This is a genomic window from Okeania hirsuta (assembly GCF_003838195.1).
GTDB classification, from domain to species: domain Bacteria; phylum Cyanobacteriota; class Cyanobacteriia; order Cyanobacteriales; family Microcoleaceae; genus Okeania; species Okeania hirsuta.
On the sequence record NZ_RCBY01000019.1, the window covers coordinates 1 to 26,597 of the forward strand.

The 26,597-nt window shown below is 36.9% G+C and carries 21 protein-coding genes, 1 other RNA gene and 1 pseudogene; 4 read left to right on the forward strand and 19 right to left on the reverse strand.

The window, feature by feature from the left end; translation table 11 throughout:
• Positions 1-300 precede the first annotated feature (300 nt).
• The 8 genes from D5R40_RS05410 to pilM form a co-directional block, all read right to left on the reverse strand.
• Positions 301-441 (reverse strand): hypothetical protein, encoded by a 141-nt coding sequence (locus D5R40_RS05410; protein ID WP_205127210.1) that lies wholly within the window; start codon positions 439-441, stop codon positions 301-303.
• A gap of 85 nt (positions 442-526) precedes the next feature.
• On the reverse strand, positions 527-1,702 hold the full coding sequence (locus D5R40_RS05415) for an RNA-guided endonuclease InsQ/TnpB family protein (RefSeq protein WP_124142995.1): 1,176 nt from the start codon (positions 1,700-1,702) through the stop codon (positions 527-529).
• The gene (locus D5R40_RS05420; RefSeq protein ID WP_124142996.1) at positions 1,608-2,180 is read right to left on the reverse strand and encodes an IS607 family transposase; all 573 of its coding nucleotides are present in this window, start codon (positions 2,178-2,180) and stop codon (positions 1,608-1,610) included. The genes D5R40_RS05415 and D5R40_RS05420 overlap by 95 nt, the downstream gene beginning before the upstream one ends.
• Before the next feature lie 84 nt (positions 2,181-2,264).
• On the reverse strand, positions 2,265-4,319 hold the full coding sequence (locus D5R40_RS05425; RefSeq protein ID WP_240041546.1) for a secretin GspD/PilQ domain-containing protein: 2,055 nt from the start codon (positions 4,317-4,319) through the stop codon (positions 2,265-2,267).
• A complete protein-coding gene (locus D5R40_RS39145; protein ID WP_240041547.1) occupies positions 4,222-4,659 on the reverse strand; it encodes an AMIN domain-containing protein in 438 nt (145 codons plus the stop codon). The genes D5R40_RS05425 and D5R40_RS39145 overlap by 98 nt, the downstream gene beginning before the upstream one ends.
• A gap of 509 nt (positions 4,660-5,168) precedes the next feature.
• The gene (locus tag D5R40_RS05430) at positions 5,169-5,966 is read right to left on the reverse strand and encodes a pilus assembly protein PilO (RefSeq protein WP_124154328.1); all 798 of its coding nucleotides are present in this window, start codon (positions 5,964-5,966) and stop codon (positions 5,169-5,171) included.
• Positions 5,967-5,968: 2 nt separating this feature from the next.
• Positions 5,969-6,796 carry a PilN domain-containing protein gene (locus D5R40_RS05435; RefSeq protein WP_124154329.1) on the reverse strand — a complete coding sequence of 276 codons (828 nt, stop codon included), beginning with the start codon at positions 6,794-6,796 and terminating at the stop codon, positions 5,969-5,971.
• 7 nt (positions 6,797-6,803) lie between these two features.
• Positions 6,804-7,901: a type IV pilus assembly protein PilM gene (gene pilM, locus D5R40_RS05440; protein ID WP_124143000.1), complete on the reverse strand. Its 1,098-nt coding sequence runs from the start codon at positions 7,899-7,901 to the stop codon at positions 6,804-6,806.
• A 1,472-nt stretch (positions 7,902-9,373) separates the two neighbouring features.
• Between pilM and D5R40_RS05445 the strand changes: the two genes are divergently transcribed.
• Positions 9,374-10,651 (forward strand): ABC transporter substrate-binding protein, encoded by a 1,278-nt coding sequence (locus tag D5R40_RS05445; RefSeq protein ID WP_124143001.1) that lies wholly within the window; start codon positions 9,374-9,376, stop codon positions 10,649-10,651.
• Between the two features lie 519 nt (positions 10,652-11,170).
• Here D5R40_RS05445 and D5R40_RS05450 read toward each other — a convergent pair.
• Entirely contained in the window at positions 11,171-13,165 is a 1,995-nt protein-coding gene (locus tag D5R40_RS05450) for a pentapeptide repeat-containing protein (RefSeq protein WP_124143002.1), read from the reverse strand.
• A 40-nt stretch (positions 13,166-13,205) separates the two neighbouring features.
• Entirely contained in the window at positions 13,206-14,465 is a 1,260-nt protein-coding gene (locus D5R40_RS05455) for an ABC transporter substrate-binding protein (RefSeq protein WP_124143003.1), read from the reverse strand.
• Between the two features lie 32 nt (positions 14,466-14,497).
• Here D5R40_RS05455 and D5R40_RS42440 point away from each other — a divergent pair.
• Both D5R40_RS42440 and D5R40_RS05460 read left to right on the forward strand, forming a co-directional pair.
• Positions 14,498-14,810, forward strand: a pseudogene (locus D5R40_RS42440) (hypothetical protein); the annotation flags it as partial.
• A 597-nt stretch (positions 14,811-15,407) separates the two neighbouring features.
• A complete protein-coding gene (locus D5R40_RS05460; RefSeq protein WP_124143004.1) occupies positions 15,408-16,214 on the forward strand; it encodes a response regulator in 807 nt (268 codons plus the stop codon).
• A gap of 205 nt (positions 16,215-16,419) precedes the next feature.
• Here the strand turns inward: D5R40_RS05460 and D5R40_RS05465 are convergent, their stop codons facing one another.
• From D5R40_RS05465 to D5R40_RS05500, 8 genes are all read right to left on the reverse strand, one after another.
• Complete coding sequence (locus tag D5R40_RS05465) at positions 16,420-17,682, reverse strand: bifunctional folylpolyglutamate synthase/dihydrofolate synthase (protein WP_124143005.1); 1,263 nt, start codon at positions 17,680-17,682, stop codon at positions 16,420-16,422.
• Positions 17,683-17,791: 109 nt separating this feature from the next.
• On the reverse strand, positions 17,792-18,685 hold the full coding sequence (locus D5R40_RS05470) for an ATP-grasp domain-containing protein (RefSeq protein ID WP_124143006.1): 894 nt from the start codon (positions 18,683-18,685) through the stop codon (positions 17,792-17,794).
• Positions 18,685-19,542 (reverse strand): hypothetical protein, encoded by an 858-nt coding sequence (locus D5R40_RS37445; RefSeq protein WP_205127607.1) that lies wholly within the window; start codon positions 19,540-19,542, stop codon positions 18,685-18,687. Before D5R40_RS37445 ends, D5R40_RS05470 begins: the two co-directional genes overlap by 1 nt.
• Positions 19,543-19,923: 381 nt before the next feature.
• The gene (gene rsmI, locus D5R40_RS05480) at positions 19,924-20,763 is read right to left on the reverse strand and encodes a 16S rRNA (cytidine(1402)-2'-O)-methyltransferase (RefSeq protein ID WP_124143007.1); all 840 of its coding nucleotides are present in this window, start codon (positions 20,761-20,763) and stop codon (positions 19,924-19,926) included.
• 170 nt (positions 20,764-20,933) lie between these two features.
• Positions 20,934-21,359 carry a hypothetical protein gene (locus D5R40_RS05485; RefSeq protein ID WP_124143008.1) on the reverse strand — a complete coding sequence of 142 codons (426 nt, stop codon included), beginning with the start codon at positions 21,357-21,359 and terminating at the stop codon, positions 20,934-20,936.
• Positions 21,360-21,436: 77 nt separating this feature from the next.
• Complete coding sequence (locus D5R40_RS05490; RefSeq protein WP_124143009.1) at positions 21,437-21,805, reverse strand: phasin family protein; 369 nt, start codon at positions 21,803-21,805, stop codon at positions 21,437-21,439.
• A gap of 623 nt (positions 21,806-22,428) precedes the next feature.
• An RNA gene (gene ffs, locus D5R40_RS05495) (signal recognition particle sRNA small type) lies at positions 22,429-22,525 on the reverse strand.
• Between the two features lie 23 nt (positions 22,526-22,548).
• Positions 22,549-22,815: a YciI family protein gene (locus D5R40_RS05500; protein WP_124143010.1), complete on the reverse strand. Its 267-nt coding sequence runs from the start codon at positions 22,813-22,815 to the stop codon at positions 22,549-22,551.
• A gap of 24 nt (positions 22,816-22,839) precedes the next feature.
• Here D5R40_RS05500 and D5R40_RS05505 point away from each other — a divergent pair, with 24 nt between their 5' ends.
• Positions 22,840-23,400, forward strand: coding sequence for a 2'-5' RNA ligase family protein (locus D5R40_RS05505; RefSeq protein ID WP_124143011.1), 561 nt, complete (start codon positions 22,840-22,842; stop codon positions 23,398-23,400).
• Positions 23,401-23,898: 498 nt separating this feature from the next.
• On the opposite strand, the gene D5R40_RS05510 is transcribed toward D5R40_RS05505, so the two are convergent.
• Complete coding sequence (locus tag D5R40_RS05510) at positions 23,899-26,589, reverse strand: ParA family protein (RefSeq protein WP_124143012.1); 2,691 nt, start codon at positions 26,587-26,589, stop codon at positions 23,899-23,901.
• Positions 26,590-26,597: the final 8 nt, after the last annotated feature.

A 26,597-nucleotide genomic window follows, 5' to 3' on the forward strand; every position in this document is an offset into this window, starting at 1 on the left:
CTCTTCGATACTTTTGTGTGGTTCTAGCTTTAACAATCTCGGCATGGCGATCGCCCAACTCTTACTATTCATCCCTTAATTTATCAGGTTTAATTTTTTTATACCGATGCTACCGGATTTGATATAATTCCTTAATTCCAATATCGACACCAATTGTAGGTCTTTGTGCTTCAATACTTGGTTTCTCAACTTCATATTTACAGCGCTTTTCATTTAAGTAGACTACAAAATTCTGTTGGTGCGCGGGAGTAGGGAGTATGGAGTAGGGAGTAGGAGAATGCTTTGGCCACTGTAGTCTATCTATTTGAAAACCGCTATAATAGCTATAAACCATTGATCGGCAGTACGAGAAATCACACAATTATGTATTGCTGTTACAGGTAATGGTTTGGCAAGACGCACCCAACCTATTGAAGGTAATGTAAGACGAAGGTTTTTCAATCAACAAAATTGGGATGGTTCAAACTGATAAATATACACCATCCGATACTATTTTGCTAACAATTGTTAACAATGCACAGTAAGATTAACTTACTGAGGGGGTATCTCCCAATGTGGTAGAAAATTTTTCTACCACGCTTTTGATCAAAATTCCACGCGCTCCGTTTAAGTCGCGATCAAGGCGAAAACCATCGTTACCAGTCACAACTTTTTTGCCACCTAAATTGTTGAGGATTTCACCAGTCCAGCTAACGGTTTTGCTAGTGTAGGCTTCACTTACATCTACAACGACTTTGTTGTATTCAACAGCTTTATGCTTTAAGAAAAGCTCAAACCTATAGTGTGCCCAGTTCAACATTTGTCTCACTGATTTACTTCTGAGTTTTCTGCTTGATTTGGTTGTCATCTGAGAAACTTCAAAAGTTGGCAGCAGAATTACATCAAAGTTTTGAACCAAAAATAAAGCTGTTTTGTGGTGCAACTCATCTATCAAGTTTCTAATTTTTGACCTCATTCGATTAGCTGCTTTTTTCATACGCTGCTTGGTTTTAGATTTAGCTTGAGTCAGCCTAGAAATCAAATCATCTAAGTGATAACAAAGTCTCTGAATTTTGCCAATATCGCCAGAACCTATCCAACCAAAACTATTTTCTGAAAATAGCGTTAAGAAGTTTCTCACTCCAGGGTCTAATGCTACAACCCGGCCTTGATTTTCAGCCGGATGTTTTGGTGCATCAACTGGCAAGCAAAGGTAATATTGTCCTCGAGCAACAACTATTCTGCAATCTCCAAAAGTCTCAGGTAATAGCTCAGAAAATTTGAGTAACCCAAGCTTAGTGTGGTAAATACCTTTTGTTGATACTGCCGATTTAGGTATGTAGCAAGACTGAATAGGATTTTTACGAGATTTGAATTTTACCTGCTGTACCTGTCCTGTTTGAGAATACTTAACTTTTGCTTCTCTGACTGCTATACAAGCATCACGAACAGCAATAGATTTTATCTGGTAAGGAACAGGTTTAGACCACTCAGGTAAATTCTTCAAAATCCCACCCTTGATTGCTTTCCAATTAGCCTTGGTATCAGGTTGCTGAAGGTATTCAACGGTTCGGTTATAGGTAAACCTAGCCACACCTATCCATTGTCTGAGTAGTTGTCTTTGTTCACTATTTAGGTAAATCCGAATCTTCTTTGATTTTTTGCTTGTACTTTCTAAGTCCGTGGACTCTACAGGAGAATATGTGGATGATGGAGAGAACATCGGCGACCATTTCTGATTCTGGACAATATATAGTTTGCCCTTGAACCAGGATTTTTCCACCGTTTTGTTCGACCAAATACTGTATAAGCTCGAATCCAAATCTGGTAAGTCTGTCCCTACAGGTAACAATAATTGTGAGCTTATCCCCTCGCAAGAGTCTGTCCAGTATGGCTCTAAGACCTTTTCGTTTGAAGTTGAGTCCACTGCCAATGTCTTTGATAACTTCTGCTTCTGGGTACTGGTTTTGCATGAACTCAACTTGTCTATTGAGGTCATCTTTTTGTTTTGCTGATGAGACTCGGCAGTAGCAAATAAGGGTAGTTCTAGTTGCACCTCTGATGTAAGATTGTGTGTTATACAATCTTTGCCTGGCTTCGTTATTAATGATTTCGATTTTGCCTTCATCTGCATATTTGCGTAGTGTGTTAGGATGCAAGCCAAGTATTTCTAAGGCTTTCTGGGGTGGAACATAACCCATAATCCTATCTTGGCATACATATAGAAGCTTATGTGAATATATGTGAGCAAATAGATAATAGTTAGTCAACCCTTAAATTTAACTTTAGCGTGGCCTTGGTTGACCCCTTTCCATCATTTGCAAAGCATCTGGACTAGGATTAAATCGATAACCCCAAGAAGAGCGATCGCCATCATCCAGTATTTGAGGTGTTAGTAGGACAATTGTCTCTGCTCGTTGATTGTCATTTTGGCTGCTGCGGAAGAGGGAACCAATGATGGGTAAATCTCCCAAAATAGGCACTTTATCTATTATTGTTCTTTCTTGCTCTTGAATAATGCCAGAAATAATCAGAGTTTGTCCATCCCGCAGGCGAATTCTACCGGATTCTACCCGACGCCTGGCAATTTCTGTACCAAATTCACTTTGATTATCAGCGTCTGTTGGCACCCTGTTTGAAATAAAGCTTACTTCTGGATTTACTGTTACAGTCACAAAACCATTATCGTCTATTCTCTCTACCTGTATAGCTAGGGTTAAACCTACATCTTCAAACCTAACAGTTCTAGTTTCTCGACTCGTACCTCCATCATCTGTAAAATTACTGTCAATACTTCTGACAATATTTTCTACAAGTCTGACACTAGCTATTTCTCCTTCTTGAACCACTAAAGTTGGATCGGTGAGAATCTTGGCATTACCAGTCCTCACAGTAGCCCTTAATTGACCGAGAAATCGCCTTGGATACAAAATTTGAGGGAATAAGCCAAATTCTGCCTCTCCTAATTCCACATCTATTACCCCATCATTATCAACATCTATTTCTGATGGTTCATAATCATCAATACCAACTCTTGTCGGTTCACTTGTGGTGGGAGCTATAGGTCTGAGGAAAGTTCCTCTACCCTGATTAAGGTTAGGGATACCAGTTCCTGGAACTTCAAATGTACGTTGGCTATCAAAGAATGGGTCTCCCAAAATTGGGTTACCAGTGACAGGGCGGGAAAGAGGGTTAGTAGCATTCTGTTGTGTAATACTAGCAGGTTGAAGACTACCAAAGTTTAGAGATGCTGCCCCATTATCGTTAATAAAGAAACTGTCATTAACCCCAAAGGAGAAACTACTATTAAGGTTTTCCTCTGCTGATAAGTTAATATCTATAACCTTTACGTTTACAGCTACTTGCCTTTGTCGCAAATCTAGCTGTACCAATTGGGCTGCAGCAATCTCTACTTGTTGTGGTGGACCTACTAAAGTAACACTATTAAGTCGGCTATCAGTTACTACCTGTAAACCTTTTAACAACGGAGGAGCATCTTGGGGGTCGTAGCGTAGAGGCTGAATAACTGTTCTTTCAATTGTTTCTGTATTTGTAATTGCCTGATTAGTTCCAGGAATATTAACTGTATTTACCTGAGTTACTGGCTGACTTGTCACAACTGCACTTTCAGCTCCCATACTAACTAAGAAACCCGCAGCAGCTTGGGCAGTAACTTGGTTTAAGCGGAAAGAACGGACTACAACATTTCTGGCTTCTGCTGGTAATTCTTGCCCCACAAATACTGTATTCCCTACTCGGTTGGCCTGCAACCCACTTAGACGTAGAACATAGTTAAAAACATCTTGAACAGACTCATTTTCAATATCTAGGGAAATACTAGGTCCAGTTTCTTCTTCCCCACCTGAACTGAAGGCTACATTCAACCCGGCAGCTCTAGCTAGTAAAGCTAAAACATCTCTGACTGGAGCATCTCGCAAAACTAAACGAGGTATTCTTTCTTGTGTGCCTAAATCTATAACTTCTACTGAGGGGTTAATATTGGATATTGCTATGTCACCTACTGGTGGTGCTATTGCTCGTGGTTGAAAAGGAGGAACTTCACTGGGGGATGGTTGTCCTGGTAAGGTGGGGAAACCGTCTCCTGTGAGCTCAGAATCTGGTAATAATACCTTTGATTCTTGGGAGCTGGTGGTTTCTCTTGGAGGTACTACAGTAGGTTCTGGTTGTACAGGTGGGGGGGCAGGTTCAGATGCTTCTGAGGGTGGGGGAAAACTATTAGGTTTAGGTGTGGATGCCTGAGCTACTTCTCCTGACCCTGCAGCAGCGCTCAGAATAATTCCTCGCCCCCCCCCCTTGGATAATTCTGCCTCTGGGAGCAACTTCTGTACCTTGGATGACTACCCGCACACTGTTGGCATCTACCTGCATTACTTCTACATATTTTATGCCAGGTGCTGGACTATCTTTCCGAAATTTGTTGCCTTCGGGAATCCTAAGTTGAGCATTAATTATGTCTGCAACGAAAGAGTTATCTCTATTAACTGAGAAAACTTCGGGGCGATCGCCATTGTTTGTCACTAGGACAATGTTCATGCCCCCTTCTGCTGAATTTAACTGGACTTGGGTAATTTGTGTAACTGCAAAAGCTGGTGTCTGGGCGATGATTACCGCAGCTACCCCACCTAACAGTCCACTACTAAATTGAATTTGCTGTTTCACTGTCCTCACTCCACGCTAGGCCATGATTAGGAAAATGTTGGTTTGACATCTCCAGGGGTTGAAACACCCTGGATTCTGTGTAAAAAAACACCGCAAAAGGGACAAATCCACTTTTACTTGCAGCCTGTCAACAGACTTCTAGACTCCTCGGGGTAGACAAAAATCCACCTGTGAGCTTACTTTCAGAGCAGATTTTTACTTCGGGTTAAAACTCCCGTGTCGTTATTCAACCCGAAGTAAAAATCCACCTGTGAGCTTACTTTCAGAGCAGATTTTTACTTCGGGTTAAAACTCCCGTGTCGTTATTCAACCAGGGGATAAATCCGCCTAGCTAACTCTCTACCGTCGTTTTTTATGTATTTGGCTAGAGTATAGGGCTTTATCCACAGCTTTGGAACTGTCACCTTTCAAATTTTTCTTTTTTCTACTTTTCCCACCCTTCCAAGCACTAACTGTCAAATTTACATATATATAACAAGATAGCATACCATAGTATTTGGCAAATTATGTTATCTTTTCTTTTTTTGCTTTTCTGGTTTGGCAGGTTCTGGTTTAGCCAATGATTCTTGTTTGCTTAAGGCCAACAGAGCGTGCATATCAAAGGATGTTCTGAGTCTACTTTCTGGTTGCCTGACTGGTATAAATCTATTTTGTCTCCATTCAACTTCGATAATCTGATTTCCTTGCTGTAGTTTAGTTTTTAAGTTTTTTACTACCAGTAATGTTTGCATTCTCTCCAAAGCAATCATAAAGGCTCTTGTTTGGGCATAAGTTCCTTCAAATTCTACTTTGAATTCTCGTCGCTTTAATTTACCATTTACCAGTGGTCCTAATGAATTATCGTTAACTATATAGTTGCCATCTTTTGACTCCACTGGTTCAAATTTAATCATTTTGGCTTGTCGGTCTTCATTACTAATTCCTGTATTAATTTGATCGATCAGTTTATTCATATCGTACAGCAGAGTTTTCATGGTTTTTTCACTGGCAAATAAGCTGGTTACGTCTTCTCTTTGTTTCTCAGCTTCTGCCCTTTCTGCTTCTGCTTTTGGTCGTTCTTTTATTTGTTTTTTCTGTTCTTTTATAGTGTTTTTTGCTGTCTCTATTTCTGTTCTTAATGTCGCACTTTTTTCAATTGCTGGTTTGAAATGACTATATCCTAAAAATCCTGCTGCTCCTAATCCGACAACGCCAATAACTGCTCCGAGAAATCTGGGGTCTTTGAGTGAGATACCGAATATTTTCGGACCCCCTACTTCTCCTTCTTGTTCTTCTAATTCTGGATTCCATTCATTTGCTACTACCATTTTTAAAATACTCCTTTTTGTGTTAATATTTCTATCCTATCTACTAATCCAATTGCTCCTTGACTTTTTAATTGAGGCAATAATTCTGATGCGCCTAAGGGGCTGAGATTGGTTTCGATTTTATATTCAACTACTTGTGGTAATTCTGGTATATCCGGAGCTAAAGTTGACCTAGATTCTTGTAATTCTAGTCTGGTTGGATTAGGTTTTTTCGCAGCACTAATTAGTTTTGTTTTTTCTCCTTGGAAAAATGGGGAGTTTTGCAGTAGCAATAAAAAGTCATTAATTTGACCATAAGAATCTGCTGTCCCAGAAAATGATATAGTTGCTGTTGGTTTTGGGGGTACTGCTGCCTGTTCTTTTTTATCCCTTTTTGGAGCTTTTTTACTTGCTGGAGGTGCTGCTGGAGCAACTATTTTTGGTTCTTTTTGTTCTATACTAGCTATTTTGACCCCGCTAGGTATGAGGGTGCCAAATTCTCCCAATAAAGCTGACCATGGTTTAATTTGGTCGAAAACTGTTGCTAAGGCTTTTGCCTCTGCTTTAAATGTCTTAGTTTTTTCTTTGATTGCTTCTATATCTTTAATTTGAGTGTTTAGTTTGCTCAATTCGGCATTTAATTTGTCTAGGTCTGCCTGTAATTTGGTGTTTACTCGATTGAGATAGAACCATCCACCTGCAACTAGACCATTAACTGCTACTGCTACTGCTGCCCCAATCAGAATTGGTCTGGGGTCTTCTAGTGATAGTCCACCACCACTTACTGGTTTGGGAATATCTTTTTTATATTCTGGGCGATCGTTAAGAAAATTTATATCTAAGCCATACATAATTAATTTAAACCTCTCTTAATCCTAAACCTAATACGACTCCTAGACTGGAACGTTGTTCTAGTGGAATTTCTTGTTCTATTTCTAGGGCTAAAGTTTCTATTGGATCGACTTTGGATGCGGGTAAACTTAAACGTTGCATAAAAAAGTCATCTATTTGTCCTATTGCTGCACCCGATCCTGTTAATAATAATTGTGCCACCTCCAAATCTTCAAATTGATTGAGATAGAAATCTATTGAGCGTCGCAGTTCATCCCCTAATTCTGCTAATACTTTTAGTAAGGCATTAGTTCCAGGGTTGGGTTCGTTGCCTGTGACTCCCATTGTATCTAATACTGGAACGGTCATTCCCAGTAGTTCGGTAGTATCTCTGGTCGGAGGTAAGTTCATTGCTTCGTTTAAGGAAGATTGCATTTGATAAGTACCAATGGGAATTGTCCGGTTAAATTGAGGTATTCCATCTACTACGATAGCAAGTTCAGTACTGTCAAATTCTAAATCTGCTATTACTGTTGCTTCTTGGGGTCCATATTGTTGAAGTATATCTTTTACTGTTCGGATTAAGGCAAAGTTACTTACTTCTAAAACGTCTATTACTAATCCTGCTTGGTGGAATACTTCTATGTAGCTATCTGTTACTTCTTTTCTAGTTGCTACTAAGGCTACTTGTACTTTTTCTAAATCATCATTTGGGTCTAGTATTATTCCTAATTTTTGGTAGTCTACATCTGCTTCTTCTCTGGGAAATGGTAAGTATAAACCTGCTTCTTGATTCATATAATCTTGCAATTCTTGGTCGTTTAATTCTGCTGGTACAGGTATTACACGAGTTACTGCTTCTCTGCCTGGAATTGCTGTTGCTACTCTTCTGGTTTTTATATTGTTTTCTTCTATAGCTGACTCTATTAGCTCTGATACTGTAGGGGGATCAACTATTTGACCTTCTAAAAATACATCTTCTGGCACTTCTGCTGTGGCAAGGGTTATTAACTTTAATTGCTCTCCTTGTTGACGGATTTCAGCAATATTAATTCTTTCTGGGCCTATCTCTACTCCTATTCCTGGTTGCTTTTTTTTTAACAATTTTTTTAAGTAATTAACCATAGTTCTCCTGATTTTAATTTAATACAAATATGTTTTTCTAAATTTGCCATGACTAGACCTAGAAATTATGGCTGTTTTGAATCAGTTCGCTTCCTGCAGAGGAACTGCGAAATTCTGGTGTATGATGGGGATTTTGATTTACCAAAAATGTACACACTAATTTTTCAAATAAACGTGAGGGTTGGAAATACAATGTTAAAAACTATTGATAAATTGATGATGATAATCTTGGCAATACTATCTATAAGTTAATTAAGTATTAAGGTATAGTTAGTTGTGTTTATTATCAGATTTCTATTAAAATACTCATACTAACTACCAAAAGTCTTAACTATGATTTTTTGTTTTCCAAGAGTTAGTGTTTAGTATTTAATAACTTTTGTTATGCTGATTTTTTCCATTTTCCAAGAATAGCATTAATTTCTGAAAAATGCTTTGAATCAGTTATCAGTAATCGGTAAAAGTGTTTCGGCATTTCAACTGTATCTCCCAATTATGGCCAAGAGAAAACCAAATATAGTTAAAAAAAGTGAGCAGTTATCAGCGATTGGTAAAAGTGGTTCAGTATTGAAACTGTATTTGCCAATTCTGTGCTCAAAGAAGTCCGCGATACTCTTGATTCTAATCTACTCCAAACAATTAATATTAAATCCGTTTAATTAGCAAAAAAATTGTCTATTGGAGTGAGAAACAGTGAACTGATAACTCAATAGTGAAGAGTCAATGATGGACTTGTTAATAGACAATCAATATTTGTCTAATACCAATTTTATCTGAGGCGACACAGGATGAGGATTAGGTGTTCATTTTTGGGCGTTAGGTATAATACCAATTTTACGTGAGGCGACACAGAATTATGAAATTTATTAACTTTTCTGTCTCGCTCTACAGTCAGCTCTGATTAAAATATTATTCTATGCAACTTCACTTTAATTTTGTATAAGCTATTTAGCCTACCATAAAATTATGTAATTAATTTTGCTTATATCTTTCCAAATTAAAACTAGATTGCTTATATTTTATAGACAGTTAAGTGATTTTAAAAAGTATCATTTTACAGCTTAAATTTAATCTAAAACAATGTTTTTTAACGAGAAAATTATTGAGATTCAGTTACTAAAAACTAATCTTATAATTTTTTACTATTCTCAATTTATAGCGGTGTTCACAAAGGTAGACTACAAAGCTTCTGCCTTCTGCCCTCTGCCTTCTGCCTTTAAGCCAAAATCTCTGTATTCTATGTTAATGAAAACTGCTATAAGCTATTAACTGTTTTCCCCCAAAATTAATTCCTGAATCACCTTTCAAAGTTAAATTTTATATATTGATAAAACCTCTACTATAAATAGACAAAAAGATAGTAATTTAGAATTATATAATAATTTTATTTTTCCTTGATAATGGAAAGTGCAAAAATTATCATAACTTCAATCAAATAACTATATTTCAGATACTTTTATAGATTTCATCAAATGTTTTACATTGTTAAATGGCAACGTTTTAGACTATTTGCTATCTTCGGACTAATTTTAACATTTTTGATTAGTTGCACCACTCTCTCTCCTAACTTAAATACTCAAGAAATTAAGTTTTGGACGATACAGCTTCAACCTCAATTTACGAATTATTTTAATCAATTGATTACTGATTTTGAAGCAGATAATCCAGGTTTATCGGTGCGATGGGTTGATGTGTCTTGGTCAGAGATGGAAAGCAAAATTGAGAGTGCTATTTTGACAGAAACTCTTCCAGATGTTGTTAATCTTAATTCAAGTTTTGCACATTTATTGACTGAACCTAATACTTGGTTAAATTTGGATACTATTTTATCAGATTCGGTTAAGAATGAATATTTATCTAATCTTTGGCAAGCTAGTCAGATTAATGGTAAAAGTTTTGGTATCCCCTGGTATGCCACAACAAATATAACTATTTATAATTCTCAGCTATTTCAACAAGCAGGACTAGAGCAACCTCCCAAAAATTATTCAGAGTTAGCAGAGGTGGCTAAACAGATTAAAGAAAAAACTGATAAGTACGCATTTTTTATTTCTTTTCTACCAGAAGAATTTTCAGAGGTATTAGAGTCTTTTGGCAAGATGGGAGTGACACTGATAGATGTTGATGGAAAGGCTGCTTTTAATACTCCAACTGGTCAGACAGTATTCAAGTATTGGGTTGATTTATATCAAGATGGGCTATTACCAAAGGAAGTATTGACAAAAGGGATTCAAGCTGGTATTGATTTATATCAAGCTGGAGAAATAGCTATGTTGTTTTCTGGTTCAGAAGCGATCGAGGCAATATCTGAAAATACACCGGATATTGGACAAGCATCAGAACCTGTATCTCAAATTACGGGTGAAACTGGTAAAAAGAGTATGATGTTAATGAATTTAGCTATTTCTAGTAATACTAAACTACCAGACCAAGCGCTGAAATTTGCTTTGTTTATCACTAATAATCAAAATCAAACTGCTTTTACTCAAGAAACTAATGTTCTACCTTCTATAACTCAGACTTTAGAGAATAATTATTTTCAAAATCTTCCTTCTAATGCTTCTACTCAAGATAAAGCTCGAATTATTAGTGCTAATCAAATGCTGAAAGCAGAAGTTTTACTTCCACAAGTTAAAAATTTGAATGAGTTGAAACAGATTATTTCTCAAAATTTACAGGCGGCTATGTTGGCAGAGAAAACTGTTGATCAGGCCATAGCTGATGCGGCGTCTGAGTGGGATAATTTATAGTTTTTCAGGTTTAAAATTGGGAATTCTTAAAGTAGTAATATTATGTCCGGTTAAACATTTATAAATAATTAGGGAGGAGTCAGGAGACAGGAGTCAGGAGACAGGAAAAAAGGGCATTGGTAATTAGCAAGATGATTTTCTACTAGGGGTAATACCCATCACTGACTCTGGTAAAATATTTAGGACTTGCTGATTAATTATCAAAGTATTTATATATAAAGGTTTTAGCCTTTTGAGGGTCGAAAAAAGTGCGCTTGTTTCAGTTGAAAACGCTCAAAAAGCTAGTATTTTGGGCTGACTATGGCAGAAAAATTAAGGGACAATTCTTACTCCTACCTCCTCGCTCATTCCCATTTATCCTGACTCCTGACTCCTGACTCCTGACTCCTGACTCCTGACTCCTGACTCCTACCCTCGCTCACAGGACTTTTTCAGCAAACCCTATTTAAAGGTATCAGAAACAGATTACTCTTAAAGTTTCATCTCTTGATTTACCAACGCCCTTTTGTGAGACTACCGTTAGAACCAGCCATATTCCTTGAGAAAATCACGTACAGTGTCTGGGTCATCTTGAGTTAATAGACGATGTTTAACGGGGTAAACCCGATAATCTGCTCCTGACCTTTTTTTTCTCAAGACAGAAATTGTTTTTTTAACAGCATCAGAACCAATCTCAAGACCGGACTGATCGATAATCAACTCTAAAGGACTATTGGGATCTAGTAACATTTCTGCTTTCTCTTTCGACAGGTCTAAAACCCCAAAAACCTTAACTTTGTTATTCAAACCAGATTCTGTCACTGCTGTAAGTGCAGTCTCCGTTGCTAGATTTGACCCTCCCCAAAGTATCTGAACATTAGGATTATTTTTAAGTAGTTTTTTAACCTTTATAATATCCCTGGTAGAAGTAACGCTAACGGAGTCAACAATTTCAAACGAGACATTCGATTCATTTATCGCTTTTGATACCCCTTGAAGATAGGGGTAGTAGCGATCGTAGACAGCACCATCAACCAAGGCAATTTGAACCGATTGTCTTGAGGAGGAATTGGGCAGTAAATTCTTTTGAGTCCATTGTGCTATGTATTGGCCTGAATCATAGCCCATTTGGAAACTATTTGTATTAAAGCAAGCAATGGCTAAATCTTCTGCTTTGATAAAATCGAAGCAGAAATCTACAGTGATAATAGCCACTCCAGCATCGCTAGCCTTTTTCAGCGCAGGAAGTGAGTCAACGGGATCTTCAGGTGTTAAGATAATCCCATCCATACCATCATCGATCAACTGCTTAATTATTTTGGCTTCGTTCTCCACACCACTGGAATGAGAAATCCCCCAAATTTCCACACGACGGTTAGCAGCACGACGCATCCCCAATTCATAGGCATCGGAAAGACTTTGACCAGTTTCTGGTTTGAGCAAAGCTATCCGTAAACGAGGTAATCGTTCTTGTTCGATCTGCTGTTCCCAATTAGGCATCTTAGTAGTTTCCTGCCAATTTTTAGACCGTTTAATTTGAAATGTTGACCACATTTTTGCTCCCCACAGATCGGCCCCTTTTAATTCGGTTTCTCGCAGATTAGTGGGCTTTAATTGCGCTCCTGTGGCTTTAGTCGTGCTACTTAAATCGGCAAAACGCAAGGTGGCATTCTCTAGATTAGCTTTATAAAAATCAGCCCCCCTTAAATCTGCTCGATTAAAATTCGCTGATTGTAATTTGGCTCGATGGAAAATAGCATTACGGGAATTAGCCCATAAGGCTCTAATCTTGACTAGACTAGCTTCAGAGAAATTGGCTGCTTGAAGGTTAGCTCCATACAAATTACTATTATCTAAATTACTATCTTGGAGTATGGCTTTCTTTAAGTTGGCTTGTGCTAAATTCGCACCCTGTAATTGGGCACCCGTTAGATCCGCACCTTTTAAATTAGCCTTGGCCAAATTTGCACCCTGGAGATTACTCCCTCGTAAATTAATTCCGACAAGACTTGCACCTGAGAGATCAGCTTCTTCTAAATTTGAATGGGAGAGATCCATTGAATATTTATTAACCTTCAGTGAACCCTGACTGAAAGATAAAGATTGGCAAGGATTAAGGGTAAGATTAGGCATTTTTGCTTTAGGTGCTTTTAGTCCTGGATTACCTTGGCAACTTTTATTATTTAAAACTTTCAGGGCAGCAATCCGTGCGTCACTATATTCATGGCCAGATTCTTCACGCAGAACATTTCGAGCTTCTTGTATCTTCTGTTCGTTTCGAGCAGGTATGGTAATCACATAAGATACCACGGCCAACAACAGTGCGCCCTCACTTAACATAACTGTTAACTTAAAGAAAGATAAATCTTGCAGCCATTCAACAAAATCATAAATTTTGGCGTCTACAATAGAAATGGGGTTCAATAATTTAGGTTCTTTTAATCTAGTCTTTTCAGGACTGCTTTTAGATTTTTCAGAATTGAGAGACTCAGGATTACTCATTTCTTCTAGTAAATTTTTTTCTCTTTTATCCATTAGTTATTTTTCCGATAAAAAAACCAATAATAATCAATAATTATTGAAATATATCCCTTAATTTATCTTGCTTTAAATGTTTAAATCCTTGAGGGGTAAGAACAGTTATTGAAACAAGCTCAGAGGACTGAGTTCTGCCTTGAGTTAAATCAATTGCAATACCACCTAGATCGAATTTGGAAATAGCAACCTGTTTTAAAAAGCTTTCACGATTAATTTTTCCTGGTATTGCTCTGAGAATTTTTAAAGTCATTTTTCCTACAATATATCCTTCTAAAGATACACGATCAAACTCGTTTTTTAGCTTGGATTTTGCTTCTTGAACAATAGGTAGATTGGAGTCTAATGAGGGAACAACTTCTGTGATAATCACTTTCTCTTTGACACCGTATTCTTCTAAGTCAAACTGTAATTCCTCTGCATGAGCAAATGACAGGGACGAAATGACCCAATCCTCTCTTTTCTCTTGAGCTAACTTAATAAATCGTGCGATATTAGTAGAAGTTCCTGCTGTGACGACTAATCTACAGTTTATTCCTGTGCTTTTTTCCCACTTTTTTAATGAATTATAACCTTCTTTTACATAGGGAGTATTACGGGGATAAAATCCTACGGGGCTAAGGAAAGGATTGTCTTTATTTCCCTTTTCTTTATACTCTAAAACTTGGTCATAGGGACGTAAGATATTCTCTTCAACCTTTGCTTTTACTAAAGCGTGTCTGACTCCTTTTAATCCCGATATACCATAGCTGTCATCTTGAACATAAGCACAGATTTCAGAGGGTTTTACCCCAAATTTTAAAGCCATTTTAACTACAGTTTCTATTTCCTTTGCATAAGTTGCACGATAATTAATAATTAGTTCAGATTGCGATCGCAAAAGTTCAGAACCAGTATAAAAACCAATGGCAGGAATATTATTTTCCTTTAAAATTGGCAATGTTTGTTTTGCGGTGGGTGTACCGACATTTCCAATCATCAAAAAAATGCCAGATTGAATTAACTGTTGTGTTTTTTGACGAGCAACTGAAGGCTCATAATAATCATTTTCAAAGATTAACTTAATTTTTTTTGCCTGTACTAATTGGTTATCAAGTGCAGCTTTTAAACCAGATTTCATCCTATTCCCTAAAATCTCTTCTTGTCCTTCTAAAGCAAGGACAGAACCTAGTCTAATTATTTGGTGAGTAATTCCTTCTTTGGGATCTGATAATGTTTGGCAAGCAATAAGTCCTACTAAGCTAAGACTAAAGCAAAAATGAAAAAAAAACTTAAAGGTCAAATAAATCTTAAAATTCATAAGAAATTGTCAATTAAAACAATCTTAATTGAACAGTTGATGTCACTTTTTCTGAATATTAATGTCGTATTAAATCGAAGCATAGTCTACACAACTTCACTCTTCTGAGACGATTGGTACTTGATGTTCTCCATCAAGAGAAAATATAGCAATGTGCGCTCAGGTATTTACAATGTCCAGCTCAAAGTGCAGTCTAGAACAGGTCTACAAAAATAATGTGTAAATATGCCAGCGCACATTGCTATATTTAAACGCAGTCTTCGTCAAAAAATGAAGCAAGCTGCTATAAACAACAATTACATGATGACTATTATCAATACTTTATGTCAACCCTCTTTTAGATGAGCTTACCCTGGTTCTGCACAGGGGAAAAGATTAGCAACGGCTCAAGTTTCTCTTCTGAAGAAAACCATCATCAAAAACGATTATCTTCTGGTCAACAATTAATTTTTTCCTAAATTTCCTTAGTACCATAGCGATAATCTGAATAAAATTTTAATTAAGATTCAGTGAAATGACGGATGTTAATGTTTTTAGAAGTATTATTTTAAGCATATCGCCAATCAGGACTGCATTGATGGAGCATTAAAAATGATTACTAAAACAAAACCAACTACAGCGATATTTTTTAAACATTTAATCCGTCTGATACCTAAACAATTTAGTGGTAAGTTAGAACTTCAGAATACAGAAGAACAACAGTGACAATTATATTTTCATCGAGGATGTCTAACTTGGGCAACAGGTCGTAATAGCGCTTGGCGAAGATGGCGTAGAAATTTAACTCAATTTTGCCCTTCTATTTCTCTGGAAACTCTAAGTTTCTATACCCATGATGTTTGTGAAAGCAGGCAATATTACATAGTTAATAATCTACTTAAACAAGAAAAAATATCACTTTCACAAGCTATAAATATAATTAACAACACTCTGATAGAAGTATTGTTTGATTTAATTCAGCAAGATAATTTAGATAATTTACAAATTACTTCTCTAACTTGTCATCTACAAGCGGAAATTAAACAACCAATTTTTCGTTTGAGTATCTATGAAGCTTTTGAAAAAGTTAAACCAATATGGCAAGGTTGGTGTGAGGCAAATTTACACAACTACTCTCCCAATTTAGCACCTCTATTGAACAAACCTGAAACTCTAAAACAACACACATCTACTCTAATTTACCAAAAATTTCAGGCATTAATTAGTAAACAACTGACATTGCGAGATTTGGCTTTTTACTTAAAGCAGGATTTATTAAGTCTGACTAAAATCTTGATGAATTATGTGAGTCAAGAAATAATTCAATTGACTGATGTGCCTGATATACCTGCATTATCTGTAGTGAAAATTGATGTAGTAAAGAGTCAAGCAAAAGAGATTCAAACACAAAATTCATTATTACCAGAAACTATTATAAAGAGCCAGAAAAAATTAGTAGTTTGTATTGATGATTGCCCCATAATTAGTCAAATTATGGGGAAAATTATTACAAAAAGAGGCTATAAATTTATAGGAATTCAAAAGTCTACATTAGCTGTGTCTAGTCTCATAGAAATACAACCAGATTTAGTATTTTTAGACCTAGAAATGCCTATTGCTAATGGCTATGAAATTTGTCGCCAACTTCGTAGAGTACCTCATTTAAAAAATACTCCGGTAGTAATTCTAACTGGGAGAGACAGTATAATTGATCGAGTTCGCGCTCAGTTTGTAGGATGTTCTGAATTTATAAATAAACCAATAATATAATGTTCGGTTGAACAGTTATAAATAAACGACGGAGGAGTCAGGAGTCAGGAGTCAGGAGTCAGGAGGAAAAAAGAAGGAAGAGAAGAAGAAAGTTTTTTATCACTAATTATCCGAACACGATATAAACCCAGAAAAAATTGAGGCAATTTTTCATAAATACCTGTATTTAGCAAACACAAAAACAGAAATTTCAATAGTAGGGTCTTTAGTTCCCGCTAGTTGCTAGAAAATATCCTAATAAATACAGAGAACCACATAAAACAATCAGATTTTCACTGTCAACCACAGCCTCTTCCATCGCGGTTCTTAAATTGGGGTAAGCTTGACAGAATGCTAATTCTGTGCAAATATTCTTAGCTATAGTAGTAAGCTGACCCGTATCAGCCGAACTATGGTCTGGAACAGGAACTAGGTATAAACGATCGCCCGGTCTAATCAAAGCGCGAAAAATTTCTGAATGTTCTTTAGTTGAGAGCATACCCATAACCCAACTGATAGATTGGTAATTAAGTGTCCTGACATATCTCCCCAATACTTGGGCAGCAGCAGTATTATGAGCACCATCAATCAATAATTTACGGTCTTGCCATTTTGTCCATTGCAAACGCCCAGGCCATTTAGTATTAGCTATTCCTTCTTTAATTGCTGCTGGAAAAATCTGCCAACCCTGTTTTTCCAGGATATGAATTGTCGCAATAGCGATCGCTGAATTTATTAACTGTACATCTCCAAGTAATGGGAGTGGGTATTCAATACCTTGATAATTAGCCATTGGCAGAGAATCATTTTCTCTACTCCCCTCTAATAATTCAGCAGGTTTCACCCAAACTACGGGACACTCCAAATCATTAACCCGTTTTTGTACTACTTTTTCCGCTTCTGGTGGTAGTTGCCCAATTACTGCAGGACATCCTGGTTTCAGAATACCCGCTTTTTCACCAGCAATATCAGCTAAAGTTGGACCCAACCTTTGCCAATGTTCCCAACTAATTGAAGTAATCACAGTTACCATTGGTTGCTGACAAACATTTGTGGCATCTAGTCTTCCTCCCAAACCTACTTCTACAACTGCTACATCTACTTCTTGTTGAGCAAAATATAACCAAGCTGCTGCAGTAATAACTTCAAACAGAGTGGGTGAAGCTTGTTCTGGATTAATAGCTGCTTCTACTTCTTCCAATAACTCTTCTAGTTTAGTCGGAGAAATTTGTTGTTCGTTAAGGCAAATACGTTCTGTCCAGTCTACTAAATGGGGTGAAGTGTAACGTCCAACTTTATATCCCGCTGCTGTGAGGATCGAAGATAAGTAAGCACAGACAGAACCTTTACCATTTGTCCCCGCAACGTGAATAATGGGTACTTGTTGATGAGGGTTTCCTAGGTTATCTAAGAGTTGGTAGATGCGTTCCAGACCAAGCTCAACGCCAAAGTGTTCAAAGCGTTTCAGGAAAGAGTCTATTGAGTTCACAGTTTTTTATACCAAAAAGCGATCGCGTTCCTCATATAATGTAGATGTAATCTGATAATATTACAGTAAATTTCTAACTATGTCCATTTTTTTCTTCTGTAGTTTGCCCCTATCCTATCAAGGTCTCAATCATCGCCTCACATAGAGACCCCTTGACCACTTGATCGAACCTAACAAACATAGGTGAACTATTCAGTTCTAAAAATACAAGTTTCTTCGTTTTTGGATCTGTTTTGAAGTCAGCGGCTCCAAAATCCATCCTTAAATTTGCCATGAACTTTCGTAATAACTCCACTTCATCTGGCAGTGTTGCAAGAGGAATGATTTCCGCATCTGGCTGAACTCGATAATCTAGATGCTGACTACGAATTTCAAAAGCAAAGGCAAAATTTCCTACTATATATATCCGAATTTCTGGCGCAACTAATCGATTTTGGACAATAGCTGGCATAGCTGCACAACCATTCCGAAACTGGATAGAGGAATGCAATTGTTCTAGGGAATAACAAAAATCACCCCCTGCAACTGGCTTGGCAATTGCACTCCCAGCAGAATATTTGCCCAACTCCTCAGCTTCGTTTGTAATCAAAGTATCAGGAATGAGCAACCCTAACTTTTGGGCTAAAATCAGCATTGCTGGTTTATTGCCAACTGCAGGTAAATGGTTACGATTGAACAACCGGATTTGGGGTTGTGAGAGTAACCAACCATAGAGGGTTTGATACCAACCCGACGCCCGTTGTGATGCTCCAGATTTGGGAGCGCTCAAATTACCAAAAACGTCATACCGAATAAACGCTCCAGTTGCCGATACAACTCGGTCTTTTATTGTAGGTTGTCCCTGAGTAAGATGCCATGAAAACTCTGGACTTTCTTCTTGCCCATGAAGTACCTCGCAAATAGGAACCTGTTGACTTTGAGCAATTTCAATCAGTCGAGTAAGATTCGGGTCTAACTGCCCACCTGCAATTAGCAAACATTTACCATCTGCTGATTTAATCATTAGTACCAACCAAATGGACCACCCTCTTCACCGACTGCCAGTGTTGTTGGTGGACTTTCCTCTCCTACTGCTTGTGTTGTCGCTTGAGGATCTTCCTCTCCTACTGCTTGTGTCGTTGGTTGACCTTCTTCTCCTACTGCATATGTCGTTGGTTGAGGACTTTCCTCTCCTACTGCATATGTCGTCGGCTGACCTTCCTCTCCTACTGCATATGTCGTTGGTTGACTTTCTTCTCCTACTGCTTGTGTTGTCGGTGGAGGACTTTCTTCTCCTACTGCTTGTGTCGTTGGTGGAGGACTTTCCTCTCCTACTGCTTGTGTCGTTGGTTGAGGAGGTTGTTCCTCTCCGTATGCCAATGTTGTCGGTTGAGCTTGTGAAATGAGTTGAGGACCTTCCTCTCCGTATGCCAATGTAGTTGGTTGAGGACCTTCCTCCCCTACTGCTCGCGTACTTGGTTCTTCCTCTCCTAGTGCCAATGTCGTAAATTGAGGCTCTTCTTCTCCTACTGCCAATGTTGTAGGTTGAGAGCTTATCTGGCCAGGTGTGATAAACTCACCAGCATGAACAGTAATGGAATTAATGCGGGCCGAAACAATTACCGCATCTGCACCATTGGTCGGTGTAAAGTCCACAGTAGCCATAATTGGTGTTAAGCGTGGAAGACTAACATCTGATGGTTTATCAGCGTCAAAACTAAATTCTAGGACAGAATCATCTGGATTAGGATCGGCTGAGTTATCTAACCGAGGATTTGTCCAGCCAGAAGTTGCAGTCAGTCCCTCTGCTTGAATACTGAGCTTCAGCGGAGACTCGGTAATCTTAGTTACAGAAACCCGCAGTACCTTGAAAACTTTCATGTTCGAGTATATCTTTAACTTAGGTAAATTTGAGGTTTAACTCAAGCTATACAATTTTAGCATAGTGTGGATAATGACTTCCTATTTTTTTTTGATCTTCTTAATATTTAATGCTGATAACTAGGGCGTGACCGATCTAATCTAAAAGAATTGACATATAAAGACAAGTGCCTTTTTGGGGCATTGAAAAAGTGCCTGGTATCACGTCTAAAACGCTCAAAAAGTTAGTATTTTAGGCAAGGTTGGGCATAAAAATAATTCTTACAATTCTTACTCCTGCCTCCTCTAAATTCCCCTAACTCCTGTCTCCTGCCTCCTGCCTCCTGCCTCCTGCCTCCTGCCTCCTGCCTCCTGCCTCCTGCCTCCTACCCCAAACCCTAACTATATTTTTAGAGCTATTTGATAAATTTGGCGACGGGACAGGTTTGTTTGATAGGCCAGTTGGCGACTAGCTTGCGACCGCGAAATTCCTTGTTCTAAAAGTTTTTGTAATTCTACTTTAATAGTATCTTCTGATATTACTGGTGTATCTGGTTCAGCTCCTGCAATAATCAGGGTAAATTCTCCCCTTGGTTGATTAGTTTGATAATGAATAATTGCTTGTCCAATTGTACCACGCCAAAATTCTTCATAGAGTTTTGTTAATTCTCTAGCTAAGACTATTTTTCTCTGTTTACCTAATACTTTAGCTAAATCTTCCAAGGTTTGTTTGAGCTTATGGGGAGATTCATATAAAATTATGGTTTCTTGTAAGTTGGGTAAAATTTCTAAGTCTTGTTGACGTTGTTTACTTTTGCTTGGTAAAAAACCGATAAATATAAATTTATTGCTAGGTAGTCCAGAAGCACTTAATGCTGTAATACTTGCACTTACTCCTGGTATTGGTACTACGGATATATTTGCTCCAACACAAGCTTTTACTATTTCATATCCAGGGTCAGATATTCCTGGCATTCCTGCATCAGTTACTAGAGCAATTGTTTTTCCTTGATGTAATTTTTCGATTAATTCAGGTATACGACTTTGTTGGTTATGTTGATGGTAACTTAATTGTGGAGTTTGGATATCAAAATGTTGTAATAATTTGTTGGTGTGGCGAGTGTCTTCTGCTGCTATTAAGTCTACTGTTTGTAGGGTTTTAATTGCTCGAAATGTTATATCTTCTAGATTGCCTATTGGTGTGCCAACAATGTAAAGAGTCCCTGAATTTACTTCACTCATAACTTGACTATCCTACTTCCTCGATCTTTCATTTAGGAGTAAAGTCTCTTTAGTTTTTCAATGCTTAGAAAGTAACTCTGAATGGTCAAAATAATCTGATTTCTAAATAGTTCCAATTTACAACTAAATTAATCGTAAAATTTTGATTCTAACAAATTTATTACTTCGGTTTAGTTCAAATTACTATTATCTGATTCCCAGTCTGGACAAGTTTCTCCCTCTACACCATAAGGGTGCATTCCACAAACTAATAAATTTCCGCCATAAACTTGACCATGATAATTATTACATCCCCTACAAGCTGGATGTTCTTCTACTGTTGGTTCTACACGATCAACAAAATAGTCTATATCTTCCCCTCCCACATCAAAATCTAAGTCCAGGTATACTTCGATAATAGGATCTATTAAATCATTTAGATACTCATCTATCTCTACAATAAAGTTAGTACGTATTTCTTCAGTAATCTCTTCCGAGAACTTTCCCCACTCATCAAATACTTCAGAAATTTCTTCTGACATTTCATTGAAGAAATTTTCTACCTCTAATGCAGCAGTTTCAATTACTTCAAACAAGTTTTTTGACCAGTCTTCCATGATTATCTGTTTGAGCTTTTCTCTTTAAACCTAGGGTGTCTAAACTCTTGGAGCAGAGCTTAATTTTGGCCTAAGATTTAATCTTTTTGTAGCCGACGCAATTCATCCTGTAGCTTATGCACTTCTTGGCGCATTTTATCTACTTCTTGGTTTGACTCTGATGAACTGTCATCCTCAGAAAGAATTTCTATACGACGTGGTTCCCTTGGTCCTGTTTCTGGAGATGATTCTACCGTTGGCTTTTGCATAGCTTTATTCATCATATCTTCGACAAATTTACGACCCTCTTCCGTAGTCATTTCACCACGCTTAACCATCTCATCTGCCAGTTTTTGGGTCTCTGTTCTTAATTCATTCAATTTCTGGTTAGCTTTCTCTCCTGCATAAGAGGCTAATCCCACTCCTAGATAAACCGCCCTTTGAATAATTCCTCCGAAATTATCCATAATATATCCTGGCTCCTGTTAAGTGACGTTATCTCCCGCTAAATCTCGCTATTATAGCGGAAGTTTCTCCTCCTCACGGATGGATATTCCTGCTTCCCTGGCTGACTAATGTCTAAGCCTCCACAGGCAGCAACGATGAGACCCACCGCTGTCTTGTACTAAAAGTTCTGTACTCACCTGGTTTCCGATACGATTTTGCTAACAAATGTTAACAATGCACAGCAAGATAGCCTGCTGAGGGGGTATCTCCCAAAGTCTACAAGAAAACCTGTAGACGCTTTTTAAACACTTACATCGTCTTGGTTATCGACGTTCGCAGAAGTTTTAATTACTTGACCATGCTAGGGGTAACTTATCAGGATAGCGGTTACATAGTGGCCTGGTGCGTGCACCACAAACTACTCTGTCTGCACATGATTATAGCACAATCTATGCAACTATATCGGTATAACTATATCAACGTATATGAATTTATGTGAATAAATATTAGCAAATCAACAATAGTTAATCAACCTTCAGGGAATTTTACCTCAAATAAGGAATTACCAGAACTTCACCACCAAGTTTAACCCTCTCGTTAGGATTAACAGGTATAACGGGAGACCCCTCGTGACATTTAGTTGGGTGACCCGGAGTCAACGCCTACCACAAGCATCCCGTGTTGCTGCTACCTTCCGGTCCTGACAAGGTTTAGGCGTTATAGTCGCGCTGGTCCGGATCACTTATTACTATAACACAAATTTTCATTCTGCAACTATGCACCACTGATAAATTTCATAACTGACACAATTATTTTTGATGAGAGGGTCTTGGGCCACTTTTTTTTTGGCTTCTGACATAGATGAAGCCTCGAATAGTAACATTCCTCCTTGATGGTTTTTCCAGTAACCAGTCTTAGCTTTATGTCCTTTAGCAATTAATTCTTGGACATAAGCTTTATGAGCTGGTACATACTGGTCAAATATGGTTTTTTCGACTATACCTTTTTCTATTTTGGCAAACCAAGGCATTTTATTTTTTAAATTTTGAATTTTATGGGCCTATCAAAACGTTTATTATTTGTGGCTCTTGTGCCACCGGAAAATATTCAAAACCAAGTAACTGAAATTAAGGAATATTTTGCTAGAGAATATAATAGCAGTCATGCTTTAAAGTCTGTGCCTCATATTACTTTACAGCCTCCTTTTAAATGGCCGACTGAAAATTTAGCTCTTTTGCAGGAGTCTTTAGAGACTTTTGTTCAAAATTGCTCTGCTTTTCCCATTACTTTATCTGGATTTGCTGCTTTTCCACCTCGTGTTATCTATATTAATGTTGTCAAAACTCCAGAACTTTTAAAAATACAAAAAGACTTAATTGGATTTACAGAAACTACTTTAGGAATTGTGCATCCCGCTTCTAAAACTCGACCTTTTTCTCCTCATGTTACTGTAGCTTTTCGAGACTTAACTAAACAGAATTTTAGAGCAGCTTGGTTAGAATTTCGGGAGCGATCGCTTGACTTTGAATTTACAGCTTCTCAGTTAACTTTATTAATTCATAATGGTAAGCGGTGGGATATTTGTAATGAGTTTCCTTTTTTCAGCAAAAATTGAGATAATCCGTAAGTATTCAGCACTCAGCTATCAGTTATTAATTTATTGCTTTTTGAGGAGGAATTAGTATTAATAGATTTAAGGAGAATTCAAAGTATTGGAAAAAACTGACCTTGACAAGGGAGAGTGTATATTCATTATTTATGAAACAGCTAAAAGCTGAGTGCTAATAAGCGTTCTTCTTTTTTCCGAAATTCAATAATTCCTATTTCCCTCATCAAAGAAACAAACTCTTCAAAATTTTCTAGAATTTTCTCGAACTTTCTCTGGCAAATTCTGCCATATTTCTTGTAATTCTTCTTTGATTAAAAAAGCTGGTTTTCCCTGAAGGGAATCAAAAAAATTAATTAGATAGGGATATTCCTCTAGAATTTTTTCACATCACTTTTCTGATGCTTTTCTGAATCCAGATTATAGAGATTTTATTTTTTCATTTTCTCAGCACAAATTGAGATAATTCACTAATAAGACTTAGGCAAATTTGGCAGATAGAAATTTCTATACTGTACCTTGGCGAATTATTTCAAAGCCATAAACATATATATCTGCAAATTTATAGCGTTTTTCTTTTTCCCAAAATTCAATAATTCCTATTTCCCCCATCAAAGAAATAAACTCTTCAAAATTTTCTAGAATTTTCTCTGGTAAGTTCTGCCATATTTCTTGTAATTCTTCTTTTGTTAAAAAAGCTAATTTTCCCTTAAGAGAATCAAAGAAATTAATTAGATAGGGATATTCCTCTTTAATTTCTTGACATCGCTTTTTTGATGCTTCTTTTAACCCAAATTCTAGAGATTTTCCTTGCAGTAGACGCTCTGTACGGATTTGAGTTAATGATTTTCCTCTGAAAGTTAATTCTTGTTCTTTTGCTCCTTCAAGTAATAGACTTAAACTTCGAGGAAAAGTCGTGCCACTTGAGTCTGTTAAGCGTTCATAAACCCATCGAGATACTTTTCCTCTTCGACGACGACTTCCCCATAGTAATTCTAATGCTTTATCAAGCTCTTCTTCATTCGCTATATCTATACTTTCAACAGCAACAGGAGAAACTTGGTCAACTAAATTTTTGAAATCTTGAGATTGTATTGCTTGACGAAGCGCTAAACGTAAAAAGTCTATTTGATTCCACTGTAAAATAATATCCCTTCCAGTAAAATGACTTTTATTATCAAAACTTAAACGATTCCAAATATCTTCTCTCAAGAAAATTTTAAATCTAATTTCTGTTAGTCTACTTGCATCACAAGACTGAACTAATTGAAATAATCCAGTTAATGCTTGTTGTCTTAATTCTCCTGCTTCCGAAAAATCTTCATCTAAATCATCGTAAAGAAACCATAATTTTTGAGACTTTTCTTTTGCCTCTTGATTAAGAATAATATTTACTGCATCTTTAACTGTAAGTATGAGTTGAGAGTTAGTAGATAATTCTAATAAAGCTTTAGTTGATTCAGACTGCCATGTATCTTTTGGTAAATTATTAATTATTTTTTTCAGCTCGGTAAACTTTCCCCTTTTACCTTTATTACCTCTGGGAAATTTTAGTAATTCTTCCTGATCACATCTAAATAGTAAATAAGCTCTCCAAAAAGCTTCCCATGTTCCATTCTTTTCCTGCAAAGTTCCATGAATAATTTGAAATTCTTCACGGGTAGGTCTACTTTCTTGAAATCTACCGTGTCCTGATAAAAATACAGTATTATCTAACCGTCCGCGAGCTAATTTTTGAGCTAGTTCTTGATGTTTTAAAAATAACCAATATAGGGCAGTTTTACCTGTTCCTTTTTTCCCTCGAATTAGGCAGGTTGTGTCATCTAAAAATTTTTCAAAATCAGTAGTGCGCTGAAACAATAAGCTTAAATCTTGCTTCTGATCGGCCACATTTACTTCAGGAAACTTTAGATTTTCAAGAATTTCCCATCTTTGTTCAACAATATTTAAAACTTTACTGCGTTTAATTTCATTATTTTTTTCATCAATTATATTAGTGATTTTACTATAGTAATCTTGTATTTCTGGTATGGGATAACTATCAGCTAAGGCAATTGGTACAAGGTAAGGAATTACTAATAATTCATCATTTTCTGGTTGCTCGTTACTTGTATTTGAATCTTCTTCATCAGTATCATAGTTTTCATATGTTTCATTTTTTATCTTTTCAAGCAAGGAATTCCAAATGTTTTTGACTTTATCTAAACCACTATTTGTCACATCAGTTACAGGAGAAAAAACAAAATTAATAGATAGGTTTTTCAGAGTTTGAAGAGATTCTAATAGTAGCTCTATTCCCTGTTGATTTTGTTCATTAGGAAAAATAAAAATAATTGCTTCATCAGCAGCTTGAATTAATGATAAAGCACCCCATTGATTAATCCCAGTTCTAGAGTCAATTAAGAGAATATCTGGTTTTAATTGTTCTTGAATTTCCTGCTTAAAAATAGACCAAAGATTTTTATCTCCATCTATAACAGTTGTGGCATGAAGATCGTCAACTTTAGACACATAATCAAGACTAAGATATCCAGCAGGAACAACAAATACTCTACCTGTGGCATTAGGTATTCTTACTTCACTAAATATGTCTGTAATTAAAATACTGGGTTCTATTCCTTCTGGTAAGTAGGAACGTTCGTAAAAATAATCAACAATTCCATATTTTGGCTTTTCCTTAAGGTTAAATGCTGTACTTAACCCAGGTGCTTCTAAATCTAAATCTACAGCTACAACTTTACGGCCTCGCATTGCTAAAATTGAGGCTACATGAGTTAATGCAGTAGTCCTACCTACTCCTCCTTTAAAAGAATAAAATGTCACTGTTCTGGGTATACTGGGTTCTTTCTGGGGTAGTTGAGGTTGATTTTGTGGGTTTGCTGCTTGGATAGCTAAATCTTGCCAAGTTACTAATGAGAATGTCTCAGAAATTTGTGGAGGTGAAATATTTAGTGATTCAGCTTCTTTAGGTGTATATAAGGAAAGAAACCCAGGAGATAAATGAGGCACTTGAGATTTTAATAAGTTAGAAATTTGTTCTTTCCGATGAGGGATGGATAAACCAAAAAAGCGATCGCTAACTAAAGTTAAATTGAGCAAACCTGATGTGGAAATATTTACATCAACCCATTCTTGAGAGTTTTGAACGTATTGGTTTTTAATATTTTGCTTTAGTAATACTTGCCAATTTTCTTGCATTTTTAGTT

Bases quoted from the DNA above. Each gene is read 5' to 3' on its own strand.
- D5R40_RS05415 (WP_124142995.1), bottom strand. From the start codon at position 1,702: ATGTTCTCTCCATCATCCACATATTCTCCTGTAGAGTCCACGGACTTA.
- D5R40_RS05420 (WP_124142996.1), bottom strand. From the start codon at position 2,180: ATGGGTTATGTTCCACCCCAGAAAGCCTTAGAAATACTTGGCTTGCAT.
- D5R40_RS05430 (WP_124154328.1), bottom strand. From the start codon at position 5,966: ATGGTAGTAGCAAATGAATGGAATCCAGAATTAGAAGAACAAGAAGGA.
- D5R40_RS05435 (WP_124154329.1), bottom strand. From the start codon at position 6,796: ATGTATGGCTTAGATATAAATTTTCTTAACGATCGCCCAGAATATAAA.
- pilM (WP_124143000.1), bottom strand. From the start codon at position 7,901: ATGGTTAATTACTTAAAAAAATTGTTAAAAAAAAAGCAACCAGGAATA.
- D5R40_RS05445 (WP_124143001.1), top strand. From the start codon at position 9,374: ATGTTTTACATTGTTAAATGGCAACGTTTTAGACTATTTGCTATCTTC.
- D5R40_RS05450 (WP_124143002.1), bottom strand. From the start codon at position 13,165: ATGGATAAAAGAGAAAAAAATTTACTAGAAGAAATGAGTAATCCTGAG.
- D5R40_RS05455 (WP_124143003.1), bottom strand. From the start codon at position 14,465: ATGAATTTTAAGATTTATTTGACCTTTAAGTTTTTTTTTCATTTTTGC.
- D5R40_RS05470 (WP_124143006.1), bottom strand. From the start codon at position 18,685: ATGATTAAATCAGCAGATGGTAAATGTTTGCTAATTGCAGGTGGGCAG.
- D5R40_RS37445 (WP_205127607.1), bottom strand. From the start codon at position 19,542: ATGAAAGTTTTCAAGGTACTGCGGGTTTCTGTAACTAAGATTACCGAG.
- rsmI (WP_124143007.1), bottom strand. From the start codon at position 20,763: ATGAGTGAAGTAAATTCAGGGACTCTTTACATTGTTGGCACACCAATA.
- D5R40_RS05485 (WP_124143008.1), bottom strand. From the start codon at position 21,359: ATGGAAGACTGGTCAAAAAACTTGTTTGAAGTAATTGAAACTGCTGCA.
- D5R40_RS05490 (WP_124143009.1), bottom strand. From the start codon at position 21,805: ATGGATAATTTCGGAGGAATTATTCAAAGGGCGGTTTATCTAGGAGTG.
- D5R40_RS05500 (WP_124143010.1), bottom strand. From the start codon at position 22,815: ATGCCTTGGTTTGCCAAAATAGAAAAAGGTATAGTCGAAAAAACCATA.
- D5R40_RS05505 (WP_124143011.1), top strand. From the start codon at position 22,840: ATGGGCCTATCAAAACGTTTATTATTTGTGGCTCTTGTGCCACCGGAA.
- D5R40_RS05510 (WP_124143012.1), bottom strand. From the start codon at position 26,589: ATGCAAGAAAATTGGCAAGTATTACTAAAGCAAAATATTAAAAACCAA.